At 62.3% G+C, this 14,592-nt stretch carries 16 protein-coding genes; 5 read left to right on the forward strand and 11 right to left on the reverse strand.

The features are described from left to right. Nucleotides 1-17: 17 nt before the first annotated feature. The 3 genes from C1X29_RS00520 to C1X29_RS00530 all read right to left on the reverse strand — a co-directional run bounded on the left by C1X29_RS00520 (nucleotide 18) and on the right by C1X29_RS00530 (nucleotide 2,153). Nucleotides 18-611 (reverse strand): HAD family hydrolase, encoded by a 594-nt coding sequence (locus tag C1X29_RS00520; protein WP_085747678.1) that lies wholly within the window; start codon nucleotides 609-611, stop codon nucleotides 18-20. Then, a complete protein-coding gene (tesB, locus tag C1X29_RS00525) occupies nucleotides 608-1,477 on the reverse strand; it encodes an acyl-CoA thioesterase II (RefSeq protein WP_007958750.1) in 870 nt (289 codons plus the stop codon). Before tesB ends, C1X29_RS00520 begins: the two co-directional genes overlap by 4 nt. Nucleotides 1,478-1,583: 106 nt before the next feature. Continuing rightward, nucleotides 1,584-2,153, reverse strand: coding sequence for a GNAT family N-acetyltransferase (locus C1X29_RS00530; protein WP_064382143.1), 570 nt, complete (start codon nucleotides 2,151-2,153; stop codon nucleotides 1,584-1,586). 82 nt (nucleotides 2,154-2,235) lie between these two features. Between C1X29_RS00530 and C1X29_RS00535 the strand changes: the two genes are divergently transcribed. Both C1X29_RS00535 and C1X29_RS00540 read left to right on the forward strand, forming a co-directional pair. After that, nucleotides 2,236-3,156 (forward strand): histone deacetylase, encoded by a 921-nt coding sequence (locus C1X29_RS00535; RefSeq protein ID WP_102716637.1) that lies wholly within the window; start codon nucleotides 2,236-2,238, stop codon nucleotides 3,154-3,156. Between the two features lie 175 nt (nucleotides 3,157-3,331). Then, a complete protein-coding gene (locus C1X29_RS00540; protein ID WP_102716638.1) occupies nucleotides 3,332-4,573 on the forward strand; it encodes a TIGR03862 family flavoprotein in 1,242 nt (413 codons plus the stop codon). 38 nt (nucleotides 4,574-4,611) lie between these two features. On the opposite strand, the gene C1X29_RS00545 is transcribed toward C1X29_RS00540, so the two are convergent. Both C1X29_RS00545 and yedA read right to left on the reverse strand, forming a co-directional pair. Further along, nucleotides 4,612-5,952: a DEAD/DEAH box helicase gene (locus tag C1X29_RS00545; RefSeq protein ID WP_007958742.1), complete on the reverse strand. Its 1,341-nt coding sequence runs from the start codon at nucleotides 5,950-5,952 to the stop codon at nucleotides 4,612-4,614. 66 nt (nucleotides 5,953-6,018) lie between these two features. Then, nucleotides 6,019-6,969: a drug/metabolite exporter YedA gene (yedA, locus tag C1X29_RS00550; protein ID WP_085668064.1), complete on the reverse strand. Its 951-nt coding sequence runs from the start codon at nucleotides 6,967-6,969 to the stop codon at nucleotides 6,019-6,021. A gap of 163 nt (nucleotides 6,970-7,132) precedes the next feature. Between yedA and C1X29_RS00555 the strand changes: the two genes are divergently transcribed. Further along, nucleotides 7,133-7,585: an Lrp/AsnC family transcriptional regulator gene (locus C1X29_RS00555; protein WP_039771800.1), complete on the forward strand. Its 453-nt coding sequence runs from the start codon at nucleotides 7,133-7,135 to the stop codon at nucleotides 7,583-7,585. 164 nt (nucleotides 7,586-7,749) lie between these two features. On the opposite strand, the gene C1X29_RS00560 is transcribed toward C1X29_RS00555, so the two are convergent. From C1X29_RS00560 to C1X29_RS00570, 3 genes are all read right to left on the reverse strand, one after another. Continuing rightward, on the reverse strand, nucleotides 7,750-8,355 hold the full coding sequence (locus C1X29_RS00560; RefSeq protein WP_039771802.1) for a PolC-type DNA polymerase III: 606 nt from the start codon (nucleotides 8,353-8,355) through the stop codon (nucleotides 7,750-7,752). 40 nt (nucleotides 8,356-8,395) lie between these two features. Next, a complete protein-coding gene (locus C1X29_RS00565; RefSeq protein ID WP_007958730.1) occupies nucleotides 8,396-8,875 on the reverse strand; it encodes an NYN domain-containing protein in 480 nt (159 codons plus the stop codon). Between the two features lie 137 nt (nucleotides 8,876-9,012). Continuing rightward, a complete protein-coding gene (locus tag C1X29_RS00570) occupies nucleotides 9,013-9,771 on the reverse strand; it encodes a DUF2076 domain-containing protein (protein WP_102716639.1) in 759 nt (252 codons plus the stop codon). Nucleotides 9,772-9,949: 178 nt separating this feature from the next. Here C1X29_RS00570 and C1X29_RS00575 point away from each other — a divergent pair, with 178 nt between their 5' ends. Beyond that, nucleotides 9,950-10,624 carry a YciC family protein gene (locus C1X29_RS00575; RefSeq protein WP_218189661.1) on the forward strand — a complete coding sequence of 225 codons (675 nt, stop codon included), beginning with the start codon at nucleotides 9,950-9,952 and terminating at the stop codon, nucleotides 10,622-10,624. Between the two features lie 74 nt (nucleotides 10,625-10,698). Further along, complete coding sequence (locus C1X29_RS00580) at nucleotides 10,699-11,775, forward strand: endonuclease/exonuclease/phosphatase family protein (RefSeq protein WP_102716640.1); 1,077 nt, start codon at nucleotides 10,699-10,701, stop codon at nucleotides 11,773-11,775. Between the two features lie 2 nt (nucleotides 11,776-11,777). Here C1X29_RS00580 and C1X29_RS00585 read toward each other — a convergent pair whose 3' ends face one another. The 3 genes from C1X29_RS00585 to C1X29_RS00595 are packed head-to-tail and all read right to left on the reverse strand — an operon-like array spanning nucleotide 11,778 to nucleotide 14,393. Beyond that, nucleotides 11,778-12,614 carry an ABC transporter ATP-binding protein gene (locus C1X29_RS00585; RefSeq protein WP_102716641.1) on the reverse strand — a complete coding sequence of 279 codons (837 nt, stop codon included), beginning with the start codon at nucleotides 12,612-12,614 and terminating at the stop codon, nucleotides 11,778-11,780. After that, the gene (locus tag C1X29_RS00590; protein ID WP_102716642.1) at nucleotides 12,602-13,405 is read right to left on the reverse strand and encodes an ABC transporter permease; all 804 of its coding nucleotides are present in this window, start codon (nucleotides 13,403-13,405) and stop codon (nucleotides 12,602-12,604) included. The genes C1X29_RS00585 and C1X29_RS00590 overlap by 13 nt, the downstream gene beginning before the upstream one ends. A 10-nt stretch (nucleotides 13,406-13,415) precedes the next feature. After that, nucleotides 13,416-14,393 (reverse strand): ABC transporter substrate-binding protein, encoded by a 978-nt coding sequence (locus C1X29_RS00595; protein ID WP_102716643.1) that lies wholly within the window; start codon nucleotides 14,391-14,393, stop codon nucleotides 13,416-13,418. Nucleotides 14,394-14,592 lie beyond the last annotated feature (199 nt).

Consider the following 14,592-nt stretch of genomic DNA (forward strand, 5'->3'; position numbering starts at 1 on the left):
GAAGCCCCCGTTTTTTTTCAAGCGAACAACATTCGCCGCAACTCCACACAATCCTTCGCATGCCAATCGGTCAGCTCCGGCCACGGATTATCCGGCAGGTTTACCAGCACCGTGTGCGTACCCGCTGCCCGACCGCAGTCGAGGTCGAAGCGGTAATCTCCGACCATCACCATCTCGCTCGCCGGCACTTGCCAGGCTTCGGCCAGTTTCAGCAAACCGCCCGGATGCGGTTTCGGCGGCGCTTCCTCGCGACCCAGCACATCCTCCACCGCAAAGCAGTCGGCCAGGCCGATGGCTTCCAGCGTCACATGGGCCAGCTCCCGCGCATTGCGGGTCAGGATGCCCAGGCGATAACCCTTGGCGTGCAGGTCGCGCACCAGCTCCACCGCGCCGACCGCCGGGGTCGAGCCGAGCGCCAGATCCCGCTCATGTTCCAGCAGCCACGCATGTTTCGCCGCCGCTTCATCGGCAGGTAATGCCGCGAGGTGGGTAAGGATGTCGTCCTCCGGCGGGATCGCCAGCGCCACGCGAATCGCCGCGAAGTCATGCACGGCGACGGTCAGGGTGCCGTCCATGTCGAACACCCAGTGCCGCACATCCGCCAGACTCATGCCCAGTCCTTGCGATGACGGATCAGGCCTTCCTGAGTCACCGACGCCACCAGTTGTCCGGCGCGGTTGAACACGCTGCCACGGGAGAACCCGCGCGAGTTGCCGGCCCACGGGCTGTCCATGGCGTAGAGCAACCAGTCATCGGCGCGCAGATCGTTGTGGAACCACAAGGCGTGGTCAAGGCTGGCGACCTGCATGTCTTTCTGCCAGACCGATTTGCCGTGGGGCAGCATCGAGGTGGTCAGCAGACCGAAGTCCGAGGCGTAGGCCAGCAGGTATTTGTGCAGCGCCGGGATGTCGGCCAAGGCGCCGTCGGCGCGGAACCACACGTACTTGACCGGATCCGCCGGTTGCGGGTTGTACGGGTCTTTTTCGGTGACCGGGCGCACTTCGATCGGCTTCGGGCACAGCAGCTTTTCGCGCATGTGTTCCGGGATCAGGTGCGCGCGTTGCTGGGTCAGTTCCAGCTCCGACGGCAGGTTTTCCGGGCCGACCACTTGCGGCATCTGGCTCTGGTGTTCGAAGCCTTCTTCGTCGTACTGAAACGACGCGCTGCAAGTGAAAATCGGGTGGCCCTTCTGGATCGCGGTCACGCGGCGGGTGCTGAAACTGCCGCCGTCCCGCACGCGGTCCACCGAGTAGACCACCGGCAACTTGGCATCGCCCGGACGCAGAAAATAACCGTGCATCGAATGCACATGACGCGCTTCTTCAACGGTCTGACTGGCCGCCGACAGCGACTGGCCCAATACCTGGCCGCCGAACAACTGGCGAAAGCCCAGATCCTGACTGCGACCACGGAACAGGTTTTCCTCGATCGGTTCGAGGGTCAGCAGATCCACCAGATCTTCCAACACTTGGCTCATTCAGACTCTCCTCACACAACGCTATGCCGCGCAGTCCTGACTGCGACGGCCAATTCAGATTCTGGCGCGAGCCACTGATCGCGCCATTGTAAACGTCCGTGTCGGCTTAGCCATGCAGGGTCTGCAGCCATTGCTCCCGGGTGATGCGGTACAACACGTGTCGACGCAACGGATGGTCGACCGCCAGTTTCGGGTGATCAAAATCGTCGGCTGGATCGTGATGCATGCCGATCGCCTGCATGACTTTTTCCGACGGCAGATTGCTCTGCGCAGTGAAGGACACGATTTCCTTCAGGGCCAACCGGTCAAAACCGCAGCGCAGCGCGGTCCACGCCGCCTCGCTGGCATAACCGAGGCCCCAGTGTTCCTTGGCCAGCCGCCAGCCGATTTCCACCGCCGGGGTGAACGGCGCATCGAAGCCGACCACGCCGAGCCCGGTAAAACCGATGAACTCGCCGCTGTCCTTGCGCTCCAGCGCCCACAGGCCATAACCGTGCTCGGCAAAATGCCCGCGCACCCGGCCGATCAACGCGGCGCTTTCCAGCCGGCTCAAGGGCGCGGGGAAGTAGCGCATCACCTGCGGGTCGGCGCACATTGCCGCGAACGCCGGCAAATCCTCGTCCTGCCATTGGCGCATCAGCAGCCTTGCGCTTTCCAGCTCCAGTATCGGTTCCATCCCGCCCCTCCGCTTGATGCCGTCAGTCTACATCGCTGTTAGGCTTTGCACTCTTTCCTGCAGCCTTTATGAATAGTCCACCATGCCGTTGCCGCTGATCTACCACGAAGACTACAGCCCGGAATTCCCGGCGGAACACCGCTTCCCCATGGACAAGTTCCGCCTGCTGCGCGATCACCTGGTGGACAGCGGCCTGACCCGCGACGAAGACCTGCTGCGCCCTGAACTGTGCCCCGCCGACATTCTCGCCCTGGCCCATGACCGCGGTTATATCGAACGCTACATGAGTGGCGAGTTGTCCCGCGAAGACCAGCGGCGCCTCGGTCTGCCGTGGAACGAAGCCCTGGCCCGACGCACGGTGCGGGCGGTCGGCGGTTCGATTCTCGCGGCAGAGAAAGCCCTGGAACATGGCCTGGCCTGTCACCTCGCCGGTGGCACCCATCACGCCCACTACGATTACCCCGCCGGCTTCTGCATCTTCAATGACCTGGCGATCATCAGTCACTATTTGCTGCAAAGCGGCCGGGTGAACCGGGTGCTGATCTTCGACTGCGACGTGCATCAGGGCGACGGCACTGCACGGATTCTGCACAACACCCCGGAAGCAATCACCGTTTCCCTGCACTGCGAAAAGAACTTTCCTGCACGCAAGGCCGAAAGCGACTGGGACATTCCGCTGCCCAACGGCATGGGCGATGCCGATTACCTGAAAGTGGTCGACGACGCGCTCAACTATCTGCTGCCGCTGTATCAGCCTGATCTGGTGCTGTACGACGCCGGCGTCGACGTGCACAAGGACGACGCCCTCGGTTATCTGCAACTGACTGACGAAGGCGTCGCCGCCCGCGACGAAAGCGTGATGCGCCACTGCCTGGGCCGCGACATCCCGGTGGTCGGCGTGATCGGCGGCGGATACAGCAAGGATCGCCAGGCCCTCGCCCGCCGCCACGGCATCTTGCATCACAGTGCGCAGCGCGTCTGGCAGTCATCGGGTTGTCATTGAGTTGTGCTGCGTTACCCACAGTGGCTGTGGAACGGCCTGTGGATAACCTGAGCGAAAGGGACTACAGCCCACGCTGAACATGGCTTGCAGCGCGCTGGTTGTTTTTTGATCAGGCCTGACGATGGTCGCTGCTGCTAGAATGCGCGGCTTATTCCGCCACGCTATTGCCGCTGCCATGACCCAGACTTCTGCCGCCCTTCCCGCTCACGTCGCCATCATCGGCGGTGGCCCCGCCGGCCTGATGGCCGCCGAAGTGCTGAGCCAGGCCGGAGTCCGCGTCGATCTGTACGACGGCATGCCCTCGGTGGGCCGCAAGTTCCTGCTGGCCGGGGTCGGCGGCATGAACATCACCCACTCCGAAGCCTACCCGGCATTCCTCTCGCGCTACGCCGAACGCGCCCCGAACATCGCCCCGCTGCTGCGCGCGTTCGACGCCGACGCACTGTGCCGCTGGATCAACGAACTGGGCATCGAAACCTTCATCGGCAGCTCCGGCCGGGTGTTCCCCACCGACATGAAAGCCGCGCCATTGCTGCGCGCCTGGCTCAAGCGCCTGCGCGACAGCGGCGTGGTTATCCACACCCGCCACCGCTGGCTCGGCTGGGACGAAAACGGCGCGCTGCGCATCGACAGCCCGGAAGGCGAGAAAACCTTTTCCCCCGACGCCACCCTGCTCGCCCTCGGCGGCGGCAGCTGGTCGCGACTGGGTTCCGACGGCGCGTGGATGCTGCCGCTGGAGCAACGCGGCGTAGGACTGTCGCCGTTGCAGCCGAGTAACTGCGGCTTCGAGGTGCAGGCCTGGAGCGAGTTGATGGTCAGCAAATTCGCTGGAGCACCGTTGAAAAACATCGCCATCGGTTTGAACGACGATGTTCCGCGTTTGGGTGAATGCGTGATCACCGCGACCGGCATCGAGGGCAGCCTGATCTACGCGCTGTCAGCGCCGATTCGTGAGGCGATCAATGTGCACGGTGCCGCGACCATTCACATCGACCTGCTGCCCGGCCGACCTGTGGATAAATTGCAGGCGGCGTTGAGCAAACCACGGGGTTCGCGCTCGATGGCCAAGCATCTGCACAGTCAGGTCGGGATTGATGGGGTGAAAGCGGCGCTTCTGCGAGAACTCACTGATGCGGCGACGTTTGCTGATCCGGCGTTGTTGGCCAGAGCGATCAAGGCTTTGCCGCTGACGCTGGTGAAAACCCGACCGCTGGATGAGGCGATCAGCAGTGCCGGTGGCGTGACGTTTGAAGCGATGGATGAGCGGATGATGCTCAAGGCGTTGCCGGGGGTGTTTTGTGCGGGGGAGATGCTGGATTGGGAAGCGCCGACTGGAGGGTATTTGCTGACGGCGTGTTTTGCCAGTGGCCGGGCGGCCGGAGCTGGAATGCTGGACTGGTTGAAACAGCGTAACTGATCGTTCCCGCATTGCGCGGGAACGACCCTGTCTGACGCTTAAGGCTTACGCTTACGCGGCCCGGTATTGAACACCGGCACCTTGCGCACAGGCTTGATCGAAGGCTCCGGCGCCTGAGTCTCGCCGCTGTCCACCCACTTGCCCAGATTGCGCTTGCCACCGCCACCACCGGAAGCCTTGGGCTTTTTCGGTTTCTTCGGCTTCTTGATCACCTGACCACTGGCATCGGTGTCCGGCACACGGTGCTCCGGCACGAAGTCCGGCTCAACCTCGCGCTTCAACGTGCTGCGGGTCAGCATTTCAATCGCCGACAACATGTTCACTTCATCGGCACACACCAGCGAGATCGCCTCACCGGTCGAACCCGCGCGGCCGGTACGGCCGATACGGTGAATGTAATCCTCGGCCACGATCGGCAGATCAAAGTTGACCACCAGCGGCAGGTCTTCGATATCCAGACCACGGGCAGCAACATCAGTGGCCACTAGAATCTGCACTTCGCTCAGTTTGAAACGATCCAGCGCCCGCTGCCGGGTCGCTTGCGGCTTGTCGCCGTGGATGCCGTCGGCGTTCACGCCCAGGCCCTGGAGTTTCTCGACCAGCGCGTCCACACCATTACGGGTCTTGGCGAACACCAGCACCTGCTTCCACTTGTTCTTGCGCATCAGGTGCACGAACAGTTCCGGCTTGCGCTTCTTGTCCACCGTCACCACCCACTGCTTGACGGTGTTGGCGGCCACGTTGCGCGGGCTGACTTCGATGCTCTGCGGATCGTTGAGCATCTGCCCGGCCAGCAGGCGGATGTCATCGGAGAAGGTCGCGGAGAACAGCAGCGTCTGACGTTTCTTCGGCAGCGCGCGGTAAATGTTCGCCAGCTCTTCGGAAAAACCCAGGTCGAGCATGCGGTCGGCTTCGTCCAGCACCAGAGTTTGCAGCTGGTTGAACTTCAGCGCGTTCTGACGGAACAGATCGAGCAGACGGCCCGGAGTCGCCACCAGCAGATCGACGCCGCCACGCAGCTTCATCATTTGCGGGTTGATGCTGACGCCGCCGTACACTGCATAAGTACGCAGCGGCAGGTTTTCAGCGTACTGGCGCACGGCTTCGTGGACTTGTTCGGCCAGCTCGCGGGTCGGCACCAGAATCAGCGCACGCACCGAGTTGGCGGTGACTTTCGGCCCTTCCATCGCCAGCAGTTGCAGCAGCGGCAAAGCAAAACCGGCGGTCTTGCCGGTGCCGGTCTGGGCCGCGGCCATCAGGTCGCGACCGGCCAGCACGGCCGGAATGGCTTGCGCCTGCACCGGCGTCGGGGTCTGGTAGCCGAGCTTCTCGAGGGAGCGCAGCAAGGGTTCGATCAGGCCAAGGGTGGCGAAAGTCATGGGAGTACCGTAGGAAAAATCAGAGCAGATTGTGCAAAACGAGTATGCGATGGCGCGCAGTTTACCCTAATTCGCACGCTGCTCCGTCGCTATGACCTTCGCTGCGGCAGCCGGCTCGCTGACCACCGGCGACCGCGCCGGACGCCGCCACTGCGGCAGACTGATCAGCACCACCGCGCCGATGATCACCAGCATTGCCAGCGCTTCTTCGATGCCTATGGTCTCGCCGACAAACACGATCCCCAGCAACACCGCCACCGCCGGATTGACGTAGGCGTAGCTGGTGGCCGCCGCCGGACGAACGTTTTTCAACAGATACATGTAAGCGTTGAAGGCGATGATCGAGCCGAAGAAGATCAGGTACGCCAACGCCAACCAGCCTTCCAGCGGCGGCATGGCCTGCAGGTGTTCACCGCTGGCCGCGCTGCCGATCAGCAACACCGCCCCACCAACCAGCATTTCCACGGCACTGGCCATTGCGCCCTGAGGCAGCGGTAGGTGTTTGCTCCACACCGAACCGAACGCCCAACTCGCTGCCGCGAAAATCAGCAGCGCCGCGCCCAGCGGACTCGATTGCAGGTTGGAGCCCATGTTGAGCATCGCGATACCGATAATCCCCATCACCACCCCGGCCCACTCCAAGCGGGTGTTGCGCGCCCCCCAGAGATAACCGCAGAGCAAAGTGAACAGCGGCACCGTCGCCACCGCCAGCGCCGCGACACCCGACGCCACGCCGCTGTGCTCGGCCAAGGTCACCGCGCCGTTGCCGAAGCTCAGCAACAAAATCCCGATGATCCCCGCCGCTTTCCATTGCGCCCAGGTCGGCGCCGGTGCCCCGCGCCAGCGCAGGAACGCGTACATCAGAGTGCCGGCAATCACGAAGCGCACGCCGCCGAGCATCAGCGGCGGCCAGTACTCGACGCCGATGCGGATCACCAGATAGGTCGATCCCCAAATCACGTACAACGCAAAAAACGCGGCGATCAAGGGCAAGGAAAAACGGCGCAAGGCAGACATGGGCAGCTCGAAAGTCAGACTCAGGGGATTGATTATTCTAGAAAGGCCAACCGCTAAAAATAAGTTACAAAACCTGTTTATAGCGCCGGTACACTTTCGAAAACACGGAGATCGACGGCCAAAACCGCGATTTCGAAAGTCTGGCAATTTCAGGAGTCTGACCTTGGACAAATACGACCGCATGCTGCTCAGCGCCCTGCTCGAAAACGGTCGCGCGTCCTACGCCGACCTCGCCCGCAAAGTGAACCTCTCCGCCCCTGCCGTCGCCGAGCGCGTGGCTAAACTCGAGGCCAGCGGCGTCATCACCGGCTACTCGGCCAAAGTCGACATGGCCAAGCTCGGCCTGCCGATCCAGTGCGTCATCGAACTGCGCCTGAACCAGCACGGCAATCCGAAGGTGTACGACGAACTGATCAGAATTCCGCAACTGACCGAATGCCACCGCGTCACCGGCGACCCGTGCGTGATCATGCAGGCCGCCGTGGGCTCGATGACCGAGCTGGAAGAGCTGATCAACCGGGTGGCGAAATTCGGGTTCAGCAAGACGTCGATCGTGTTGTCGAGTGCGATAGAGAAGCGGGTGCCGTTGGGGCATATCGAAGGGAACGGAAAGTAACCTTCCCGTCCCGCTCGTTCCCACGCTCTGCGTGGGAATGCCTCAACGGACGCTCCGCGTTCGGCTTTGGAAGGGACGCGGAGCGTCCCGGGCTGCATTCCCACGCGGACGGTTCGACGCCTCGACGTGGGAACGATCAACAGGGAAATGTGTTTGCCTGAAAATCAGCGATAGCGCTGGAGGTGCTCGCCGACCTTGGCAGCCGGGACTTTCTGCAATTTGCACAGCAAGTCGTGCGATAGCTCCCGCACCCCATGCTTGCGCCGCAACTCATCCGCCAGATGCGCCAGCAAATTCGCCGCCATCTCCGCATCCGCCATCGCCCTGTGCGCCTGGCCGGTGTGCGGCAGTTGGGCGAAGGTAGTGAGCGTACCGAGCTTGTGATTCGGCGCCGCCGGCATCAAACGGCGGGCCAACAAAAGCGAGCAAGCGAAATTCTGCAAACGGGTACGTTTGATCCGCCCCAGTTCGAAGTCCCAGAACTTCTGGTCGAAGGCGGCGTTGTGCGCCAGCAGGGGCGTGCAGCCGACGAATTCGTTGACTTCGTTCATCACCTGTTCGGCCGAAGGCGCAGTGCGCAGCATGGCGTTGCTGATGCCGGTGAGTTGTTCGATGAAGGCCGGGACGCGGACGCCGGCGTTCATCAGGCTCTGGTAACGCTCGACGATGCGGCCGTTTTCCAGCATGACCACGGCGATTTCCGTGGCCCGGCAGCTGCTGCTCGGCGAGATGCCGGTGGTTTCAAAGTCGATGACTGCAATGCGTTCCAAACCGGGTGGTACTCCGTCCAAATCAATTCTTGAGCAGGGCTCAATTTTTCAACAGCAGTGCGCCTTCGATCGGCACATAACGGCTGGCGGCACGGATCAGCGAGTTGGCGGTCAGGCCGGGAACGCCGTAGGCCACCGCTTGCACGCCGTGTTTGTTGATGATGCGTTCGAGCAGCATGTCGAAATCGCCATCACCGGAGGCCAGGACGATTTCGTCGACGTGGTCGGCGGCGTCCATGATGTCGAGGGTGATGCCCACGTCCCAGTCGCCCTTGGCCGAGCCGTCGCTGCGCTGGATGTAGGGTTTGAGTTTCACGGTGAAACCGAGGTTGCGCAGGATCTGCTGGAACTGCTGCTGTTTGCTGTCACCCCGGTCGATCGCATAGGCGTAGGCCTCGACGATCTGCCCGTGCTGGCTGACATCCGCCCACAGCGCCGCGTAGTTGAAGTGGCAACCATAGGCCTGACGCACGGTGTAGTAGAGGTTCTGCACATCGGCGAACACTGCGATTTTTTTCACCGGAGTTCCTGTGAGCGCTGACGCGCATGAGCCGGATCAGGCACCAGGCCCGAAAAAGGCGCTCAGTATGCCAGCCCGAAGGAAGGTTCCGCGAATAATCGGCCCGGGGCGATCAGGCGCCCCGGACGAATGGTGAATCAGACGAAGGAATCGTCGTCATCGAAGAACGATGAGTTGTCGTCGCTGTAGTCGGTGTCGGCAAAGCCGCCCTGGTCATTACCGTAGGAATCGTTGTTGGCCATGCGCTGATCATCGCCCCAGCCGTTGTTGCTCTGGTCGTTGACCTGAGCCGGCTCTTCCTTGATGACTTCGACGATTTCCTGCGGCTGCTGGTTGTGATGGAACAGGCTGCTGATGCCTTGCGCCAGCATCACGCCACCCGCCACACCGGCCGCCGTTTTCAGGGCGCCGCCGAGGAAGCTGCTGCCGGCTGCCGGGGCCGCTTGTTGCTGGCCATAACCCGGAGGTGGCGCGCCGAAGTTCTGTTGTGGCGCGGGCGCACCGAAGCTCTGCTGCGGTGCCGGCTCACGCCAGCCGCCAGTGGAGGCCGGGGCGCTCTGGGTCGGCGCCGGGCGCGAGCTGCTGCCACCGAAGATGCTCGACAGGAAGCCACCACCGCTGGAGGCCGGCGGCGCGCTCTGCGCCTTGGCCGATTGCAGTTCGGCCTGCAATTGCTTGACCTGTTGAGTCAGTTGTTTGTTCTGTTCGTCGAGGCTCTTGAGGGCAGCCTCCTGCACCAGAATCGCCTGGGTCATGAAATAACCTGCGGCCGGCTGGCGCGTCAGGTGTTCCTTGATCCGCGCCTCGGCCTGGGCGTCGCGCGGGGCTGCCTCCGTTTCGGCCTGTTGCAGCCGGGAAAACAGTCCATCGATCAGGGTTTGTTCTTCGCTGTTCATGGCGACCTCGTAGATTGCCGGGGATAACGTTGCCCTCCTCCACGTCGGAGAAGGCGCACCTCTGTAATGGAGGCAGTGACAGAATGTTTCAATGACCTTTACCGAACGTTTACGTTTGCGCAGCGAAACGGATCATCGGTTAAAGTGGGCCACTGTTTTTGACCTGCGATACCGACTGATGAATGCCTTCGATGTGCTGCGCGACTCCCTGTATTTCTTCAAACGCAATCTGGGCCGGATCGTCCAGTTGTGCCTGCCGCTGGTGATTGTCGAAGCCGTGCTGCAACAGGTGGTCGACCATGCCAGCGACCCGGACGGTTACTCGGCCATCAGCGTGATCGTCGGCCTGCTGGTGTATCCGCTGTACACCGCCGCGCTGATTCTGTTTCTCGACGCCCGCACCCGCGGCGAATCCCCGCAAACCCGCGATCTGCTGGCGATGGCCGCTCGCCTGTGGCCGCGCTTTGCCCTGCTGACTGCGCTGAACACACTGTTGATCCTGCTCGGTCTGTCGCTGTATTTCCTGCCAGGCCTGTGGCTGATGGTCACCCTGGCCTTCGGTGAGTATCTGCTGGTGCTGCGCGGTTACGGCCCGTTGCAGGCGATGAAGGAAAGCCTGCGCCTGAGCCGTGGGCATTTTCTGCGGATTCTGGTGTGCATTCTGTGTGTGATGGGGCCGCTGTGGCTGCTCAAGGGCCTGACTTTGCAGGTCTATCCCGATCCGCAGAATCCGTTGATTGCGGTGCTGATCGACAGCGGTCACAGCTTCCTGCAGCTGTTCACCAGTGTGGTGCTGTTCCGCCTGTTCATGTTGATCAGCGAATTGCCCGACAAACGTGACGGAATAGTCTGACTGCACCGAGCTTGGGGTGATGGATGGGTCTCGGGTATGCTCGGGACCACTTCCGTATCGCTATAAGCCGAGCCATGACCCGTCTACTGCGCTACATCCTGTTGCCCGTACTGCTCGCCCTCGCCCTGATCGGCACGCTGATCTTCAGCCTGACCTGGCGCCCCGACGCCCGGGAAACCCTGCCGGTCAGCTGCACCGGGCAACCGCCGACGCTGGTGCCCGGCCAGGCCCTGAAAGTCATGACCTGGAACGTGCAATACCTGGCCGGCAAGCGCTACGTGTTCTGGAATGACCTGGCGCAAGGCGAAGACGAAGCCCCGACCCCGGAAGACATGGCGTTCAGCCTCGATGAAGTGGCGCGAGTGATCCGCGACGAACAGCCCGACGTGGTGCTGTTGCAGGAACTGGATGACGGCGCCAAGGCCAGCGACTATCAGAACCAGCTCAAGCTGTTGCAGGAACGCCTCACCGACCTCTACCCATGCAGCGCCCACGCCTTTGACTGGAAGGCCGATTTCGTCCCGGATCCGCACATCTTCGGCAGCGTCGGCCGACAGCTCGCCACCCTCAGCCGCTACCGCATCGAACACGCCGAACGCCTGCAATTGCCGGTGCAGCCGTCAAACATCATCAGCCGTCAGTTCCAGCCGAAAAACGCCCTGCTCGCCACCACTCTGCCGCTCAGCGATGGCGGGCAACTGGTGGTGTTCAACACCCATCTGGATCGCGCCACCCAACCGGACGAAACCTTGCAGGCGCAGGTGACAGCGGTGGCCAAGGTCCTCGACAAACACGAAAGCCACGGCACGCCGTGGCTGATCGGCGGCGACTTCAACCTGTTGCCGCTCGGCCAGTACCGGCGCCTGCCCACCGAGCAGCGCGCGCCGTACTCCGCCGACAGTGCGCTGCATGTGCTGTGGGACAAATACCCGATGATCCCGACCAACAACGAAGCCAGCGGCATCGACCGCGCCAAGTGGCTGACCCATTACCCTAATGACCCCGGCCTGAATGGCCCGGACCGCACGGTCGATTACCTGTTCTACAGCCCGAAGATCAAACGGGTCGAAGCCACGGTGCGGCAGGACGACACCTTGCGCATCTCCGATCATTTACCGGTGATTGCGAAGTTCCTCCTGCCACCCAACTGACCTCAATGAGCCTCTTCGAGATCGTCGTGCAACAGCCCGAAGATCTGCCGTTTCATGTCGATGAACGAGCGCTCCATCACCATGTCCAGCGTGCGTGGGCGCTCGATCGGCACGTCCAGAATCTGCTTGATCCGTCCAGGCCGCGCGCCCATCACATACACCCGATCGCCGAGCAGGATCGCTTCGTCGATGTCGTGGGTGACGAACAGCACGGTTTTCTTGCTGTTGCCCCACACCCGCAGTAATAGCTGCTGCATTTGCAGACGGGTCTGGCTGTCGAGGGCGCCGAAGGGTTCGTCCATCAGCAGGATCTGCGGGTCGTTGGCCAATGCCCGGGCAATCGCCACCCGCTGCATCATGCCGCCGGACAACTGCTTGGCGTAGTTGTCGGCAAATCCTGACAAGCCGACTTCGTGGACATAGTGATCGACGATTTCCTTGCGCCGCGCCGCCGGCATGCCCCGGCGCTTGAGGCCGAACTCGACGTTCTGCCGCACGGTCAGCCACGGGAACAGCGTGTAGCTCTGGAACACCATCCCGCGATCCGCGCCGGGGCCCTGCACTTGCTGACCGCCGACATAGATCTCGCCGGACGTCGGCTCGGCCAGGCCGGCGGTGAGGTACAGCAGGCTCGACTTGCCGCAGCCCGACGGCCCGACCAGCACCGCAAACTGCTGATCCGGCACTTCGAACGACACCTCTTCCAGCGCAGTAAATGTACCGCCGCCGGGTTTGCTGTAACGCAGGCTGACCTTGTCCACCTGCAACCTTGGCGCGGCGTGTACCGGTGCAGCGACCGGCTCGATGAAACGACGGTTGGCAGCGGTTACTGAGCCCATGCGGCAATCCTCAAACGCAAGAAGCGGAACAGTTGATCGGTGACCAGGCCGAGCAGGCCGATGATCGCGATGGCGAGAAAAATCACGTCGACCTGAAAGCCGCGCATGGCCTTGAGGCTCAAGTAACCAAGGCCGCTCGATGCGGCGACCAGTTCGGCGACCACCAGATAGGTCCAGGCCCAGCCCATGGTCACCCGCAAGGTGTCGAGCACGCCGGGCAACGACGCCGGGGCGATCACATGCAGCACTGCGTCACGCCGGTTGGAGCCGAGGGTGTAAGAGGCGTTGATCAAGTCCTTGGAAATGCCTTTGGACACGTCGGCGATCATCACCAGTTGCTGGAAGAACACGCCGAAAATGATCACCGACACCCGTTGCTCCAGACCGATACCGATCCACAGGATGAACAGCGGCACGAACGAGGTCACCGGCAGGTAACGGATGAAATTCACCAGCGGTTCGAGGAACGCCTGGACGATACGGAAGCTGCCCATCAGCAAGCCCAGAGGCACTGCCACCAGCGACGACACAATGAAGCCGACCATCACCACTTCGACACTGGCCCAGACATGCTGGCCGAGTGTGCCATCGCGGCTCAGGCGCACCGCGGCCTCGACCACCGCGCCGGGCGTCGGCAGGAACATCCCCGGCACGATGCCGCCGTAGGACAACCCGGCCCACAGGCCGACCAGCAACACCCAGGCCAGACCGCTGGCGCTCCACACCACCGGCATTGGCAATCCGGTCTTCGGCGTGATGCAGCGGCTCAGCCATGAATTGCGCTTGAACATGACCAGTCTCCTAGAGCGGGCTGACGAAGCGGTTATCCACCAGATCGTCATTGCTGACGTTGTAGGGCTTGCCCTGCAATTCGCTGGCGGTTTCGTTGGCCAGTTTGATCAGCGGTGCGCTGTCACCTGGCTTGCCCGGCGAGCCAAGGAGTTTTTCGCTCATGGCCTGATCGTAGAAACGCACGCCCTGCGCGGCGGCGGCCAGTTCCTTCGGATCGGACAGGTAACCGCCGACACCCTTGGCCATGATTTCGTAGGCTTTCTGTGGATGGTCCTTGGTGTACTGCACCGCTTTGTAGAGCCCGGCGACCAGCGCCTTGACGTCCTCCGGCTGCTTCTCGATCACCGTGCAGTTGAGCGCCACCACATCGACGATCACCCCCGGCGTACTGCTGCTGTCGATCAGCACTTTGCCCTGCTGCTTGTCGCGCACCATCGACAGATGCGGCTCCCAGGTCACGGCGGCCGGCACGCGACCGGCGATGAACGCGGTGGCGGCATCGTCGGCGGTCATGTTCTGCACGGTGATGTCGCTCATGCTCATGCCGTTCTTTTTCAGCAGATACGAGAGCCAGAACTGCGAGGTCGACCCTTCGTTGACGGCCACAGCCTGGCCCTTGAGTTCCTGCAGGCTCTTCACGTTTTTACCGACCAGCACACCGTCGCCGCCATGGCTGTCATCCAGCGCGGCCACGGCTTTGAAGCAGAACTGCGGGCGGTACTTGAGCACTTCGTCGATGGTCGAGGCCGAGCCGGACAATTGCCCGGACGCCTGAGCGGCCATGTACATCGACGCTTCTTCGACCACCGGCAATTCGACGGTCAGGCCGTTTTCCTTGAAGTAGCCCAGATCCTGAGCCAGATACAGGGTGCCGTAACCGACCCACGTGGTGTGGCCAATCGACAAGGTGCCGGCCTGGGCGGCGGTGACGGAAAGGGCGGAAATCGCCAGAGGACCTGCAAGACGGGTAAACAAGGACTTGTTCATGGAGCACTCCCAACGCTGTTGATTTAGTTGTCATGGGCAGTACGGCCAGCCTCGTCGGCGCGGATGCACGCTGCGGTCTCTGCTGGACTCTGGCGGGCAATGCCTTGGCTGGCGAAATCGATGTTGACCCAGGCTTGGCGTAAGGAAAACGAGGAAATAGTTAGACGCGAACGATGAAAAAACTGGGTAGTGCGCACCG

The sequence above is a fragment of the Pseudomonas sp. GW456-12-10-14-LB2 genome, from assembly GCF_002884345.1.
Classification (GTDB): domain Bacteria; phylum Pseudomonadota; class Gammaproteobacteria; order Pseudomonadales; family Pseudomonadaceae; genus Aquipseudomonas; species Aquipseudomonas paraglycinae.